Source organism: Micromonospora sp. NPDC004704 (assembly GCF_053601675.1).
Genome location: NZ_JBSGCD010000036.1, coordinates 26,812 through 43,411, shown reverse-complemented (window position 1 = coordinate 43,411; position 16,600 = coordinate 26,812). Strand labels below are relative to the sequence as shown.

At 71.5% G+C, this 16,600-nt stretch carries 3 protein-coding genes; all 3 read left to right on the top strand.

Annotated features, from left to right (window positions below):
- The first annotated feature begins 4 nt into the window (after window positions 1-4).
- The 3 genes from ACWEFB_RS31970 to ACWEFB_RS31960 are packed head-to-tail and all read left to right on the top strand — an operon-like array spanning window position 5 to window position 16,597.
- Window positions 5-12,439 (top strand): amino acid adenylation domain-containing protein, encoded by a 12,435-nt coding sequence (locus ACWEFB_RS31970; RefSeq protein WP_452291407.1) that lies wholly within the window; start codon window positions 5-7, stop codon window positions 12,437-12,439.
- Window positions 12,436-16,392, top strand: a complete 3,957-nt coding sequence (locus ACWEFB_RS31965) for an amino acid adenylation domain-containing protein (RefSeq protein WP_452291405.1) — start codon at window positions 12,436-12,438, stop codon at window positions 16,390-16,392. Before ACWEFB_RS31970 ends, ACWEFB_RS31965 begins: the two co-directional genes overlap by 4 nt.
- Window positions 16,385-16,597 carry an MbtH family protein gene (locus ACWEFB_RS31960; protein WP_326559279.1) on the top strand — a complete coding sequence of 71 codons (213 nt, stop codon included), beginning with the start codon at window positions 16,385-16,387 and terminating at the stop codon, window positions 16,595-16,597. The genes ACWEFB_RS31965 and ACWEFB_RS31960 overlap by 8 nt, the downstream gene beginning before the upstream one ends.
- The last annotated feature ends 3 nt before the right edge of the window (window positions 16,598-16,600 follow it).

Genomic DNA, 16,600 nt, shown 5'->3' with positions numbered 1-16,600 from the left:
GGTCATGACGGACGACCGAGTGTTCGCGCTGCCGCTGTCCGCCGGGCAACGGGAGATGTGGCACGCCCAGCAACTGGACGTCGGCGACCCCACGTTCAACATGGGCGGCTGGCTCGACATCCGGGGCCCGCTCGACGAGCGGCTGTTCGAGGACGCACTGCGTCAGGCCGTCATCGAGACCGACTGCCTACGGGCGCACTTCGTCCCGGAGCTCGGTGTGCCGCGCCAGATCGTGGCACCGCTCGACCAGCTGCCCTTCAGCACGGTCGACCTCCGCGCGTTCCCGGATCCCGAGGCGGCCGCACGGGCGAAGGTGAACGAGGACCTCGGTCGTCCGATGGACCTGGTCAGTCCGCCGCTCTACCGCTTCTGCCTGGCCAAACTCGCCGAAGACCGGTCCCTGATGCTGGTCGTCGTGCACCACGTGCTCTGGGACGCGTTCAGCGGTGGGCTCTTCGCCCGCCGGCTGGGCGAGATCTACACCGCCCTCGCCGAGCAGTTGCCGGACACCGGCACTCCCTTTCCGCCCCTGCGCGCGCTGATCGAGGACGAGCAGGCGTACGAGCGGTCCGAGCGCTCCGGGCGCGACCGGGACCACTGGGTCGGCCGGTTGACCGAGGCCCAGGAACCACTCAGCCTGTCGACCCGCCCCTTCGTACCGGGACGTGGCTTCCGCCGGGTCACCAACGCCGTGACAAACCCGTCCGGCGAACGGCTGCGCGAGGTGGCCTGGGAGTCACGGGTCACCCAGCCGACCCTGGTGATCGCGGCCACGGCGCTCTACACCCACCGGGTCACCGGTGCCAGGGAGGTGCTGCTCACCCTCCCGGTGGCGAGCCGGGTCGGCGCACTCGCCCGGAGCATTCCCGGCCTGCGGGCCAACTTCGTGCCGCTGGCGGTACGGCTGGACCCGGCGATGACGCGTACGCAGTTGCTGTCCGACGTGGGACGGGCCCTGAGCGACACCCTCAGGCACCAGCGCTTCCGGGGCGACCAGATGCGGCGCCACCTCGGTCTGGCGGGTGACGATCGGCGCCCGTTCGGCCCGGCGATCAACATCCTGCCGTACGGCGTCGAATACCGCTTCGGCCCGTGCGTCGCCCGGATGCACGAGGTCTCCAGCGGCCCGGTGAGTGACCTGCAGATCACCGCCTTCGACGACGCGTCGGGCGACCTGGGGCTGCACTTCACCGGCAACCCCGAGCTCTACCGGGATGACGAGCTGGCCGGACACGCCCGGCACTTCGGCACCCTGCTGGCCGGGCTGTGCGAGGCGGAGTCCGGGGTACCGCTGGGGCGGCTGGATCTGGTCGACGCGGCGGAGCGGCGACAGGTGCTCGTCGAGTGGAACCGGACCGACCGGCACGGCGGCTTCGCCGGTCTGGTGGAACGGATCCGCGCCCACGCCGAGGCCCGCCCGGAGGCGGTGGCGGTCGTCGACGACGGTCAGGCGGTCGGGTACGCCGCCCTCGTCGGTCGGGCGAGCGCGCTGACCCGGCGGCTACGGGCCCACGAGGTGGGGTCGAACTCGCTGGTCGCGGTGCTCGGCGACCCGGGTGTGCGGTTCATCGTCTCGGCGTTGGGCGTACTGGGCGCCGGCGCCGCGATGATTCCGTTGGACACCCGTGCGCCGGTCGGCAGGACAGCCGGGTTGCTGGCGGACAGCGGCGTGCGGACCCTCCTGGTCGGCCCGGAATGCCGAGAGTTGGCCGAGGAGATCGTGACGTCCTCGGCGCACCACCTCGACCTGATCATGGCGGACGACGCCGTCGACCCGGCCGGCGCGCTCACCCCCCTGTGGGGACGGGAGGACGATCTCGCGTACGTCATCTTCACGTCGGGGTCGACCGGTCGTCCCAAGGGTGCGATGGTGCACCGGAGGGGCATGGTCAACCACCTGCTCGCCAAGGTCGACGACCTCGAGCTGACCGCCGCCGACCTGGTGGTACAGAACGCACCGCTGACCTTCGACATCGCCATCTGGCAGATGTTCGCCGCACTTATCGTCGGCGGTCGGGTACGGGTCGTGCCGCGCGAGACGGCGGCAGACCCCGAACTGCTGATGAACCTGGTCCGGCGCGAGGCGGTCACCGTACTGGAGGTGGTTCCGTCCCTGCTGCGCGCGGCGCTGGACAGTTGGGACAGCGGAGCGCCCGAGATCGGGCTGCCCGAGCTGCGCTGGATGGTGGTCACCGGCGAGGCACTGCCGGCCGACCTCTGCGTCCGGTGGCTGGCCCGCTATCCCGACATCGTCATGGTCAACGCCTACGGGCCGACCGAGTGCTCCGACGACGTCACCCACGCGTTCATTGCCGGTCCGGACGACCTGCCCGACGGCCGGGTCGCGATCGGCCGGGCGGTCCGCAACACCCGGCTCTACGTGCTGGACGACAGTCTGCGACCGGTCCCGCCGGGCGGGCGGGGAGAGCTGTACGTCGGCGGGGTCGGTGTCGGACGCGGGTACCTGGGCGATCCGACGAAGACGGCGGCGACGTTCCTGGCGGACCCGTTCGCCGACGAGGACGGCGCCCGGATGTACCGCACCGGCGACCGGGTGATGTCCCGGTCGGACGGGCAGTTGGAGTTCGTCGAGCGCCGCGACAACCAGGTCAAGGTCCGGGGCCACCGGATCGAGCTGGGCGAGGTCGAAGCCGTGCTGCGCGGCCTGCCCGACGTCAGCGACGTTGTCGTCGATGTCAGGCCCGACGCCAACGGGCAGAAGCGTCTGGTCGCGTGGGTGGTCGGAGTCACCGACCCGTCGACGCTGCGGGCGTACGCGGCCGGGGTGCTGCCCGACTACATGGTGCCGGCGGTCTTCGTCGCCCTGGACGCGCTGCCGTTGACCGCCAACGGCAAGGTGGACCGCAAGGCCCTACCGGCGCCGAGCGCCCGTACCACCACCGGCCGGGCCGCACGGACTCCCGGCGAGCAGGTGCTGCGGGACCTGTTCGCCGAGGTGCTCGGGGTGCCGGACGTCGGCATCGACGACAGCTTCTTCGATCTCGGCGGCGACAGCATCGTCTCCATCCAGCTGGTCAGCCGGGCTCGTCGAGCCGGCCTGTTGATCACGCCGCAGGAGATCTTCCGTCACAAGACCGCGGGTGGACTCGCCGCCGTTGCCCGGCGGGCAAACCCCACCGGCGTGGAGTTGGCGCAGCAGGGCACCGGACCGGTCCCGCTGACCCCGATCATGCACTGGCTCCGCGAGCACGGTGGGCCGATGGCGGCCTACCAACAGTCGATGGTGCTCCGGGTACCGGCGGACCTCGACCCCGACCATCTCGCGTCCGCGTTGCAGGCGTTGGTGGACCACCACGACCTGCTGCGAGCCCGGATCGAGGGGTCGGCCGGCGCCTGGTCGATGACGGTCGCCGCGTCCGGCACGGTCTCCGCGGCCGAGATGCTGACCCGCGTCGACGTGGCGCACCTCGGTGACGAGCGGCTCACGACGGTCGTCACCGACGAGCGGCTCGCCGCCCAGGCCCGCCTCGCCCCGTCCGCGGGTGTCGTGGTGCAGGCCGTCTGGCTCGACGCCGGCGCCGGTCGGGCCGGCCGACTGATCCTCATGCTGCACCACCTCATCGTCGACGGTGTGTCGTGGCGGATCCTGGTGCCCGATCTGCTCGTCGCCTGGCGGGCGGTGTCCACCGGCACCCGTCCGGTGCTCGACCCGGTACCCACGTCGTTCCGACGGTGGAGCGAGTCGCTGACCGCCGAGGCGTCAGCGGGGCGCACCGGTGAGTTGGCGTTGTGGACGGACATTCTCGGGCAGCCGGACCCGGTGCTCGGCCGTCGACGGCTCGACCCGGGCGTCGACCTGCGGCGTACGACACGGCGGGTGGAGATCAGCCTGCCGGTCGCGGAGACGGCGCCGCTGCTCACCCGGATCCCGGCAGCCTTCCACTGCACCGCCAACGACGTGCTGCTGACCGCTCTCGCGCTGGCGTTGGCGGGCTGGCGGGGCAGCGGCTCGGGCGTGCTGCTCGGGCTCGAGGGACACGGCCGTGAGCAGCTCCGGGAAGACCTGGACACCTCGAGGACGGTGGGCTGGTTCACGAGCGTGTTTCCGGTCTTCCTCGATCCCGGTACCGCCGACCGGGCCGAGGTCGACGCCGGTGGTGTGGTCGTCGGGCACGCCCTGCGCCGGGTCAAGGAACAGTTGCGCGCGCTGCCCGACCACGGGCTCGGGTACGGGCTGTTGCGTCACCTCAACCCCGACACGGCCGCCGTGCTGGCCGGGTACCCGATGCCGCAGGTCGGCTTCAACTACCTCGGCCGGTTCACCACCACGGCCAGCGGTGCCGACTGGGCCGTGGCGGACGAGTTCGGCACGCTCGGCGAGGACGGCGACCCGGACATGCCGCTGCCGTACGTTCTGGACCTGCGGGCCATCACCGAGGACGGCCCGGACGGGCCCCGACTCACCGCCACCTGGTCCTGGGCCGGCGCCGTGCTCACCGAGGACGAGGTGCGCGACATCTCCGACCGGTGGGTGGCCGCGCTGCGTGGCCTGCGCGTGCACGCCGAGCAGCCGGGCACCGGTGGTCGCTCCCCGTCCGACCTGCCGCTCGTCGCGCTGACCCAGGACGAAATCACCGCGATCGAGGCCGAGCATCCGCGACTGTCCGACGTGCTGCCGTTGGCACCGTTGCAGGAGGGCATGCTCTTCCACGCCAGGTACGAGCAGGAGGCACTGGACGTCTACAACGTCCAGGTCGTGGTCGACCTCGAAGGTGAAGCGGACCCCGTCCTCCTGCGATCGGCGAGTGCGGCCCTGCTGGCCCGACACCCGAACCTCGGGGCCGCGTTCCGGTACAACCGGTCGGGGCATCCGCTACAGGTCATCTCCGCCGGCATCGCGCCGGGCTGGGTCGATCACGACCTGTCCGGTCTCGACCAGCGGACCCGGCAGGCCGAGGTCGACCGACTGACGGAGCAGGACCGTACCCGCCGCTTCGACCTGACCGAGGCGCCGCTGATGCGCGCGACGTTGATCAGGCTCGGCGACGGCCGCTACCGGTTCCTGTTGACCAACCACCACATCGTCTCCGACGGTTGGTCGATGCCGCTGGCGCTGGACGAGTTCTTCGCCATCTACGCCAACGGCGGATCGGACACGGGGCTGGCCCGGCCGGGCGCGTACCGTGCCTATCTGACCTGGCTGGCCGAACAGGACCGCAACGCGGCACGGGCCGCCTGGCGCGAATCGCTGGCCGGGCTCGACCTGCCCACCCGCGTGCACGCGACCGACGACGCACCCCTCGGGGCCCTGCCCCGACAGGTCGAGGTCGAACTCACCGAGCCGCTCACCACCTCCCTGACCCGGTGGGCGCGGGCCCACGGGCTCACCCTGAACACGGTGTTCCAGGGCGCCTGGGCGATCCTGCTCAGCGCCGTCACCGGGCAGCGTGACGTGGTGTTCGGCGCGACCGTCGCGGGACGGCCACCGGAGGTTGCCGGCATCGAGTCGATGGTCGGCATGTTCATCAACACCGTGCCGGTACGGCTGCGCGTGGAACCAGCTCTGACGCTCACGGACCTGCTCGGGCGGCTCCAGGACGGCCAGGCGGCCCTGATGCCGCACCAGCACCTCGGGCTCGCGGAGATCCAGCAGCTCGCCGGGCTGGGCAGCCTGTTCGACACCGTGGTGGTGTTCGAGAGCCACCCGCTGGACCTAGCCGGATTCCGGCGCCTGGACGACAACCTGCGCATCGTCGACATGGCGGTACGCGACACCACGCACTACCCGGTCAGCCTGCTCGTCGTACCCGGGCAACGGATGCGGTTCCGCCTGGACTACCGGCCGGACCTGTTCGACCGCGACGATGTCGACCGGCTCGGCGACAGGCTGCTGCGAATACTGCGGGCAATGGTGACCGACGGCGACCAACCGGTCGCGCGGGTGGACCTCCTGGAGGGTCCGGAGCGGCAGCGGGTACTGGTCGACTGGAACGGGCCCGTTCGTGCCGTCCCGGCCGGTACGGTCCCCGCCCTGTTCGAGGCGCAGGCCCGGCGCACCCCCGCGGCGGCCGCGCTGCGCCATGGCGACACCGTGCTCAGCTACGCCGAGCTGAACGCCCGGAGCAACCGGTTCGCCCGGCTGCTCGTCGAGCGGGGGATCGGCCCCGGGGACGTTGTCGCGCTGCTGGTGCCGAGGTCGGTGCAGACCGTGGTGGCCCTGCTGGGCGTACTCAAGGCCGGCGCCGCCTACCTGCCCGTGGACCCGAACTACCCGGACGATCGGATCGCGTTCCTGCTCGACGACGCGCGACCGGCCCTGGCCGTCACGACCCGGTCGCTGGGCGCGAGGTTGTCCGCGACGCCGATCGAGACGCTGCTGCTCGACGACCCGGGTCACCGGGCGGTGCTGGACAGTCGGGCCGACGGCGACCTCGACGACGCGCGTCGGACCCGACCGCTGACCGAGCGGGACGCCGCCTACGTCATCTACACCTCCGGCTCCACCGGGCGGCCCAAGGGGGTCGTCGTGGAGCACGCGAGCGTGCTCCGGCTGGTGGCCGACCAGATCGAGCGGTTCGGGGTCGGCCCGGACACCCGGCTGCTCCAGTTCGCCTCGCTGAGCTTCGACGCGGCGGCCTGGGAACTCAGCGTCGCCCTGCTCGGCGGCGGATGTCTCGTCCTGGCAGGCGACGACGAGCGGGAGGCCGGCGCCGCACTGGCCGACCTCATCGCGCGGCAGCGCATCACCCTGGTGAGCCTTCCGCCCAGCGTGGTCGCCGCGTTCCCCCCGGACACCACACTGCCGCGCGACCTGGTGCTGATCGTGGCGGGCGAGGCGTGCCCGCCCGAACTCGTCGCCCGCTGGGCGACCGACCGCATGATGATCAACGCCTACGGTCCGACGGAGGCGACGGTCTGCGTCACCATGAGCGACCCGCTGCGCGCAGCCGGTCGCCCGCCGATCGGCCGCCCCTTGGCCAACACCCGGCTGTACGTGCTCGACCACGCCCTCCGGCCGGTCCCGGTGGGAGCCACCGGCGAGCTCTACCTCGCCGGTGGACAGGTGGCCCGTGGCTACCTGCACCGGCCCGCCCTGACCGCGCAGCGGTTCGTCGCCGACCCGTTCGCACCAACGGACGGCTCCCTCATGTACCGCACCGGCGACCTGGTCCGGTGGGCGCCCGACGGGCAGTTGGACTACCTCGGCCGCTCGGACGACCAGGTGAAGGTCCGCGGGTTCCGGATCGAACTGGCCGAGGTCGAGGCGGCGGTGCGTACGTCGGCGCAGGTCGCGCAGGCGGCGGTGGTGGTGCGGGAGGACCGGCTGGGCGACCGCCGGTTGGTTGCCTACCTGGTGCCCGGGGCCGGCGGGACCGACCTGGGCGAGATCCGCGCCCACGTCGCGTCGCTACTGCCGGAACACATGGTGCCGGCCGCTTTCGTCGCCCTCGGGGTGCTGCCGTTGACCACCAACGGCAAGCTCGACCGCAAGGCGCTTCCCGCGCCCGACTACCACGCCGGGACGATCCACCGCCGGCCCGCCACACCCCGCGAAGAACTCCTCTGCGAGCTCTTCGCCGAGGTTCTCGGGGTGCCCCGGATCGGTGTCGACGACAACTTCTTCGCCACCGGTGGCCACTCGCTGCTGGCAACCCGGCTGGTCAGCCGGATCCGTACCGAGGTCGGTGTCGAACTGTCCGTCCGTGCGCTGTTCGAGGCGCCCACACCGGAACAGCTGGGACGACTGCTCGACTCGGCCGGGCAGGCCCGGCCGCCGGTCCTGCCGGCCACCCGCCCGGACGTACTGCCGCTCTCCTCCGCCCAACTCCGGCTCTGGTTCCTCAACCGGCTGGAAGGGCCGAACCCGGCGTACAACATTCCCACCGCGGTCCGGCTCTCCGGCGTCCTGGACCGCGACGCGCTGCGGGAGGCGCTCGCCGACCTCGTGGCACGGCACGAATCGCTTCGCACGATCTTCCCCGACGACGACGGGAAGCCACGTCAGGTCATCCTCGCCGCCCGACAGTGCCGGCCGGAACTCGTCGTCGTCGCGCAGCACGCCGACGGTCTGGACGCCGCCCTGATCGAGGCGTCCGGTCACGGGTTCGACATCTCCGTCGATCCACCACTGCGCGCGACGCTGTTCGAGGTGGCCGCCGACGAGCACGTACTGCTCCTGGTGCTGCACCACGTCGCCGGCGACGGCTGGTCACTGGCGCCCCTGTTCCGGGACCTGGCGCACGCGTACGCCGCCCGGCGTGCCGGGGCCGCCCCCGAGCGCCCGCCGCTGCTCGTGCAGTACGCCGACTACATGCTCTGGCAACGCGAACTGCTCGGCGGGGAGCAGGATCAGGACAGCCGTGCCAGTCAGCAGCTTCGCTTCTGGCATGCCGCGCTGGCGGACCTACCGGCCCAGATCGACCTTCCCTACGACCGTCCGCGACCGGCGGTCGCCACCTACGACGGTGACCTGGTCGAGTTCCGGGTGCCCGCCCCGTTGCACCACGACCTGCTCGCACTGGCCCGCGAGAGCAACGCGAGCGTCTTCATGGTCGTACAGGCGGCCCTCGCGTCCCTGCTGACCAAGATGGGCGCCGGTACCGACATCCCGCTCGGCACACCGCTGGCCGGGCGGACCGACGAGTCCCTCGACGATCTGGTCGGGTTCTTCATCAACACGCTCGTGCTCCGTACCGACACCAGCGGGGATCCCACCTTCAGGGAACTGGTCGGCCGGGTGCGGGAGGTCGACCTGGCCGCGTACGCCAACCAGGACGTGCCGTTCGAACGCGTGGTCGAGGTGGTGAAGCCGGACCGTTCCCTGGCCCGGCAGCCGCTCTTCCAGGTGATGCTGTCGTTCAACAACGCGGACGCCGGGGCGATCGAGCTGCCCGGCCTGCGCAGCGTGGTCACCCCCGTGCCGACCGGCACGGCGAAGTTCGACCTCTCCTTCGAGATGTCGGAACTGCCCGGCCGGGCCGGGGCCGAGGGTGGCATCGACGGGTACGTCGAGTACAGCACCGACCTGTTCGACCGGGCCACGGTCCGGCAACTCGCCGACCGGCTGGTCCGGCTGCTCGGACGGCTGGTGGCGGAGCCGGACCGCCCGGTGCGGACAGTCAGCGCGCTCGCCGACGACGAGCGGCACCGGATTCTCACCGGGTGGAACGACACTGGTCGGCCGCTCGGCGTGGAGTCCCTCGTCGACCTGGTGGAACGGCAGGCCGAACGGACGCCGTACGCCGTCGCGGTGACCTGCGGCCCGGACTCGGTCACCTTCCGGGAGCTGCACTCCCGCGCCAACCAGCTTGCCCGGGCACTGGTGGCCCGGGGAGCCGGACCGGATCGGGTGGTGGGAATCGCCCTGCGGAGGTCGGTCGAGCTGATCGTGGCGACCCTCGCCGTGATCAAGGCCGGGGCGGCGTACCTGCCGCTGGCCTCGGACTATCCCGCGTCCCGGATCGCGTACATGATCTCCGACGCCCGGCCGATGCTGGTGCTGACCCGTCGCGACGGTGTCCACGACAAGATCGCGGACACCGCCGTACCGCGTCTCATGCTGGACGACCCGACCGTCGCCGTGGAACTGGGGGAGCGCAGCGGCGCCAATCTCGGCGCCGACGAGCGGCGTGGTGTGCTCTCCCCGGACAACCTCGCGTACGTCATCTACACCTCCGGGTCGACCGGCCGTCCCAAGGGCGTGATGGTCTCCGTCGCCGGCCTGGTCAACCTACTCGACGACATGTGCCGCCGGATCTCCCTGACCCGCGACGACCGGTGGCTGGCGGTCACCACGTTCGGCTTCGACATCTCCAACCTGGAGATCTTCGCGCCGCTGGCGACGGGCGCCACGATGCTCCTCGGTCAGCAGACCGAGGTACGTGACCCGGCGCTGCTCGTGGAACTCGTCGCCCGGCACCGGGTGAGCGTGCTGCAGGCGACGCCGACGCTGTGGCACGCGCTCGTGCGGGAGGGCCCGGACAGCTTCCGGGACGTACGGGTCCTGGTCGGCGGGGAGGCGTTGACCGAAGAACTCGCCGGCCTGCTGCACCCGGCGGCCCGAAGCGTCACCAACGTGTACGGCCCCACCGAGACCACGATCTGGTCGAGCGCTGCGCGCGTGACCGGCACGGGGGCACCGACGATCGGTGGTCCGCTCGCCAACACCCGGCTCTACGTGCTCGACGGAGGGCTGGAGCCGGTGCCGCCGGGAGTTGTCGGACAGCTTTTCATTGCCGGACTCGGACTGGCCCGTGGGTATCTGAACCAGGCTCCGTTGACCGCGGGGCGGTTCGTCGCCGACCCGTTCGCCGACGAACCCGGGGCCCGGATGTACCACACCGGTGACCTGGCCGCTTGGACCGCCGACGGTGAGCTGCGGTTCGTCGGCCGGGCCGACCGCCAGGTCAAGGTGCGGGGTTTCCGGATCGAACTGCCCGAGATCGAGGCCGTTCTGCGCCAGCATCCCACGGTCGAGGACGCCGTCGTGGTGGCGCGCGAGGACCGCCCGGGCGACCGACGACTGGTGGCCTACGTGGTGCCCACCGAACAGCACGGTCGGCGTCCGGACCGGGTCGACGTCCCGACCCTGCGGGCACATCTCGCGCAGACGCTGCCCGACTACATGGTGCCGGGCCTCTTCGTGGCCCTGCCGGCGCTGCCGCTGACCAGCAATCGCAAGATCGACCAGGGTGCGCTGCCGGCACCCACCGCGACCACCACCTCCGCCCCGACCGGCGCGGACACCGAGGCGGAGCGGACACTGCGGGCGATCTTCGCGGATGTCCTCGGTCTCGCCGAGGTCGGCGTCGAGCAGAGTTTCTTCGACCTCGGCGGGGACAGCATCATCTCCATCCAGATGGTGAGCCGGGCACGTAAGGCGGGGCTGCTGCTCAGCCCCCGTGACGTCTTCACCCACCAGACCGTCCGGACACTGGCGGCGGTCGCCACGGCGGTCGACGCCGGACCCGCCGCCGCGCCCGACGACGGGGTCGGCGACGTGGCACTCACACCGATCGTCGCCGACCTGCTCGACCGGGGAGGCGAGTTCGCGGGCTTCAACCAGGCGCTGCTGCTCCGCACCCCGCCGGCCCTCGACGGCGAGTTGCTGACCACCGCCTTCCAGGCACTCGTCGACCACCACGACGCCCTGCGGCTGTCGCTGGCCGGTGGACCCGGCACATGGTCGATGCGGGTGGCAGCCCCCGGTGGCGGCAGCCCGGGAGCGTTCCTGCACCGGACCGACATCCGTGGGCTGGACGACGACGCGGTGGCACGGACCGTACGCGTCGAGGAGTCCGCGGCCCGGGACCGGCTCGACCCGGCGCGCGGCGTCGTGCTGCAGGCGGTCTGGTTCGACGCGGGCGGGGACCGTCCGGGGCGACTCCTGCTGATGCTGCACCACCTCGCGGTGGACGGTGTGTCGTGGCGCGTGCTGATGGAGGATCTGGCCGAGGTGTGGCACGCCCTGACCGCCGGTACGCGGCCCACCCTCGCACCGGTCGGCACCTCGCTGCGAAGTTGGGCGGCGCTGCTCCGGGCGGAGGCGCGGACCGCGAGCCGGACCGCGGAGCTGGCACTGTGGACCAGGATGCTCGACCAGCCGGAAGAGCCGCTGGGCAAGCGACCGCTGGACCCGGCCATCGATCTGACCTCGACGGCGGGCCGACTGGACCTGCGCCTCCGCCCGGAGCTGACCAGGTCGCTGATGACAACCGCCCCGGCGGCCTTCCACGCCGAGACCAACGACGTCCTGCTCACCGCGTTGGTCCTCGCGGTCGCCCACGGCCGCACCCAGCACGGGGCGCACCCGACGGGCGTCTCACTGATGATCGAGGGCCACGGCCGGGAGCAGATCCGGGCCGACATCGACCTGTCCCGGACAATCGGCTGGTTCACCAACTCGTTCCCGTTGCACCTCGACGTCGGTGAACCGCAGTGGGCGGACATCTGGGCCGCCGGACCATCCGTCGGCCGCGCCCTCAAGCGGGTGAAGGAGCAGGTGCGGGACATCCCCGACCGTGGGCTCGGCTACGGCCTGCTGCGCTATTTGAATCCGGAGACCGCACCGGTGCTCGGTGCGTACGAGGTGCCCCGGATCGGTTTCAACTACCTCGGCCGGCTCGGCACGGGAACAGCGTCGGACTGGTCGGTCGACACCTCGCAGGAGGCGCTGCACGGCGCGACCGACCCCGGTCTGCCGTTGCCACACGCGCTGACCGTCGACGTCGTGGTGGTCGAGCGGGTCGACGGGCCGGAACTGGTCGCGAGCTGGGTCTGGGCCGGCGAGATCCTGGCCGAGTCGCAGGTCTACGACCTCGCCCAGAACTGGTCACGGTTGCTGGAGGTGATCGTCGAGCACACCAGCGGAGGCGGCGCGGGCGGGCTGACCCCGTCGGACGTCTCCCACACCTCGATCAGCCAGGCCGAGATTGACGAGTTCGAGAACGATCTGGCCGATTGGGGTGCCGCCACATGACCCGTACCCGACTCCGTGACGTCCTGGCGTTGTCGCCGTTGCAGGAGGGCATGCTCTTCCACGCCCAGTACGACTCCTCGGGCGCCGACGTCTACGCCGTACAGCTGATCCTGGACCTGGCCGGTCCCCTCGACCCGGTGGCCCTGCGTCGCGCCGGAGACGCGCTGCTCGCCCGGCATCCCCACCTCTGCGCGGCGTTTCGTTACCGCAAGTCCGGTGAGCCGGTACAGCTCATTCCCGACCCGATTCCGTTACCGCTGCGGGAACACGACCTTTCCGACCTCGGGACCGTCGAGCGGGACGGGGCGTTGACCCGGTTGGCCGACGAGGACCGCCTCGCCCGGTTCGACCTGGCCCGCCCACCCCTGATCCGGGCCACGCTGGTGCGTACCGACGTCCGGGCCCACCGGCTCATCCTGACCATCCACCACATCCTCGCCGACGGCTGGTCGATGCCACTGCTGGCCCGCGAGCTGTTCACCCTCTACGCCAACGGTGCAGACGACTCGGCGATGCCGACGGTGACGCCGTACCGCGACTACCTCGACTGGCTGTCCGCGCAGGACCGTGAGTCGGCCCGCGCGGCCTGGCGTTCGGCACTGGACGGGTTGTCGGAGGGCACCCGGCTGGCCCCGTCGCAGCAGCGGCGGACACCGACCCTCCCCGAGCAGATAGTCGTCGAACTCGGCGAGCACGAGACGGCCCGGCTGGCGGAGTGGGCCAGGGCCCGCTCGGTCACCCTGAACACCGTCTTCCAGGGTGTGTGGTCGGTGCTGCTCGGTGCCCTGACCGGCCGGCGGGACGTGGTGTTCGGCGGTGTCACCGCCGGCCGCCCGGCCGAGGTCGCGGGCATCGAATCGATGATCGGGTTCTTCATCAACACGCTGCCGGTCCGGGTCCGGCTGGATCCGGCCGCCTCACTCGGTCAGACCATGGCGGCGCTCCAGAGCCAGCAGGCCGCCCTGATGTCGTACGGCTACCTGGGGCTCGGCGAACTCCAGGAAGTGGCCGGCCAGGGCGAACTGTTCGACACCGTGCTGGTGTTCGAGAACTACCCGCTCGACCCGTCGGGCCTGGCGGACCTGGTACCGGGATTGCGTCTGACCGGCGCGCAGGGCCGGGACGCCAACCACTATCCGTTGACCCTGCTCGTGGTCCCCGGCGACCGGCTCACGATGCGGCTCGACTACCGCCCCGACCTGCTCGACCGGGCACGGGTGCGCCGGATCGCCGACCGGCTGGTCACGTTGCTGCACCAGGTGGCCGCCGGTGACGAACGGCCACTGGCCCAGCTCGACCTCCTCGACCCGGCCGAGCGGCACGACCTGCTCGTGACCCGTAACGACACCCACCACGACGTCGTCGCGCAGACCCTGCCCGAGGCGATCGAAGCGCAGGTGGCCCGGACCCCGGACGCCATCGCCGTCACCTGCGGCGCGCGTGCCCTGAGTTACGCCGAACTCGACCGGCGGGCCAACCGGCTCGCGCGCCGGTTGATCTCCCACGGGGCGGGCCCGGAGCGGTTGGTCGCCGTGGCACTGGCACCGTCCGACGAGTTGGTCGTCGCGCTGCTCGCCACGCTCAAGGCCGGGTCCGGGTACGTCCCCCTCGACCCGTTCCACCCGGTCGACCGGATCGAGTACGTGCTGTCCGACTCGTCCGCGGTCCTGCTGATCACCACCAGCGGGGTGCTCCCCGACGTCAACACCGGTGGCATCCTGGTGCTGCACCTCGACGAGCCCGACTTCCGTGCGGCGTGGGACGGGGAGGACGAACGGGCACCCGGCGACGACGACCGGACCGCCCCGCTGCGCCCGGCGCATCCGGCGTACGTCATCTACACGTCGGGCTCGACCGGGCGCCCGAAGGGTGTCCTCATCGAACACCGGTCGGCGGTCAACTACGTCCGGTTCGCGGCTCGGGCGTATCCCAGCGTCGCGACGATGGCGATCCTGCACTCGCCGGTGACGTTCGACCTCACCGTGACCACGCTGTACGCGCCGCTGGTCTCCGGCGGCCGGATCGTGGCGGCCGACCTGACCGCCGAGTCGGCGGTGCCGGACGGCCCCGTCCCGACCGGCGAGGTGTGCACCTTCCTCAAGGCCACCCCGAGCCACCTGCGCCTGCTGGACCAGGTGTCCGGCCGCTTCTCACCCACCGGTGACCTCGTCGTCGGGGGTGAGCAACTACTCGGGGAGAACCTGAGCGAGCTGCGGCGACGTCGGCCGGCGATGACGGTGGTCAACGAGTACGGACCGACCGAGGCGACGGTCGGCTCGGTGGTCTACGCCCTGGCGCCGGGCGCACCGGCTCCGGCCGGCGCCGTACCGATCGGCCGTCCGATCTGGAACACCGAGGTGTACCTGCTGGACTCGATGCTCCGGCCGGTGGCCGACGGCGTGGTCGGGGAGCTCTACCTCGCCGGGGCCGGCCTCGCCCGGGGATACGTCGCCCGACCGACGCTCACCGCGGCGCGTTTCGTGGCCAACCCGTTCTCCGCCCGTGCTGGCGCCAGGATGTACCGGACCGGCGACCTGGCCCGGTGGACCTCCGTAGGCGAGCTGGAGTATCTCGGCCGGACCGACGACCAGGTGAAGGTACGCGGTTACCGGATCGAGCTCGGTGAGATCGAGAGCGTGCTCATGGGCCATCCCGCCGTCGACCAGGCGGCGGTCGGCGTACGCGTGGACCCGTCGGGCAAGGAGCGGATCGTCGGCTACCTCGTTCCGGCGTCGGCGGCGTCCAGCGCCGGCATCCAGGTGCTGCGCAAGCACCTCGCCGAGGTGCTGCCCGACTACATGCTGCCGAACGCCTACGTCGGGCTCGACGCGCTGCCGTTGACCACCAACGGAAAGCTCGACCGGTCGGCACTGCCGGCACCGGATCGGCCGGCCGTCGGTGGTACCCCTCCCCGCGATGCCCGGGAACGCCGGCTGGCCGCGATGTTCGCCGAGGTGCTGGGGGTGCCCGACATCGGCGTCCACGACGACTTCTTCGACCTGGGCGGCCAGTCGTTGCTCGCCACCCGACTGGCCGGCCGGATTCGGACCGAGCTCGGGGTGCGGTTGCCGATCCGCGCGCTGTTCGAGGCTCCGACGGTCGCCGAACTCGCGGAGCGGCTGGCGGAGCTGTCGGAATCCGACTCGTTCGCCACCATGATCCCGCTCCGCCCGCGGGGCACTCGGCCACCGATCTTCTGCATCCACCCCGGCGGCGGACTGAGCTGGTTCTACCGGGGGCTGACGGCCCATCTCGGCGCCGACTACCCGCTGTACGGCCTGCAGGCGCGCGGGATCATGCGGCGCGAGTCTCTTCCGGAGACGCTTCCGGACATGGCCGCCGAGTATCTGGGCGAGATTCGGAAGATCCAGCCGGACGGGCCTTACCACCTGCTCGGCTGGTCGTTCGGCGGAGTGCTGGCGTACGAGATGGCCGTACAGCTGCAGCGGGCACAGGAACGGGTCGCTCTGCTGGTCAGCCTCGACGGAGCACCGGCCACTCCCGACGAGGAACTGCCCGACGACCGCGAGCTGCTGCGGCAGGTCCTGACCTACCTCGGCTACGACCCGGACGAACTGCTGGCCGGTCCGATCGTGCTCGCCGACCTGGTCGCCCGGTTCCACCGCGACGAGCACCTGATGTCGGCCATGACCGAGGAGCAGTTGGCGAACCTGCTGCGGGTGTGCCGCAACAACGCACGCCTGCGGCGGGCGTACCGGCCGGCCGGGTACGTCGGAAAGCTCGTCTACTTCAGCGCCACCGAGTCGGACGCCGTACCCGGGTCGAACGCGCAACTGTGGCGCCCACACGTCGACGGCCCGATCGAGCGCCACGACGTGCCCTGCGCGCATGACTTCATGCTCACCGCAGAGCCGCTCACGCAGATCGGTCGGATCCTCGCCACCGAACTGAACCAACTTGCCGAATATCAGCGGGAGGCCCGTGTTGAGTAACAACCCGTTCGACGATCCCGAAGGTGTGTTCCTGGTTCTCGTCAACCACGAGGGGCAGCACTGCATCTGGCCCCGGTTCGCCGAGGTACCCGCCGGCTGGTCGACGGTCTTCGGCGCCGCCGACCGGGATGCCTGCCTGGCCTACGTCGAGGAGCACTGGGTCGACATGCGGCCGAACAGCCTGATCGAGGCGACCCGCAGCTGAGTC

Bases quoted from the DNA above. Each gene is read 5' to 3' on its own strand.
- ACWEFB_RS31970 (WP_452291407.1), top strand. From the start codon at position 5: ATGACGGACGACCGAGTGTTCGCGCTGCCGCTGTCCGCCGGGCAACGG.
- ACWEFB_RS31965 (WP_452291405.1), top strand. From the start codon at position 12,436: ATGACCCGTACCCGACTCCGTGACGTCCTGGCGTTGTCGCCGTTGCAG.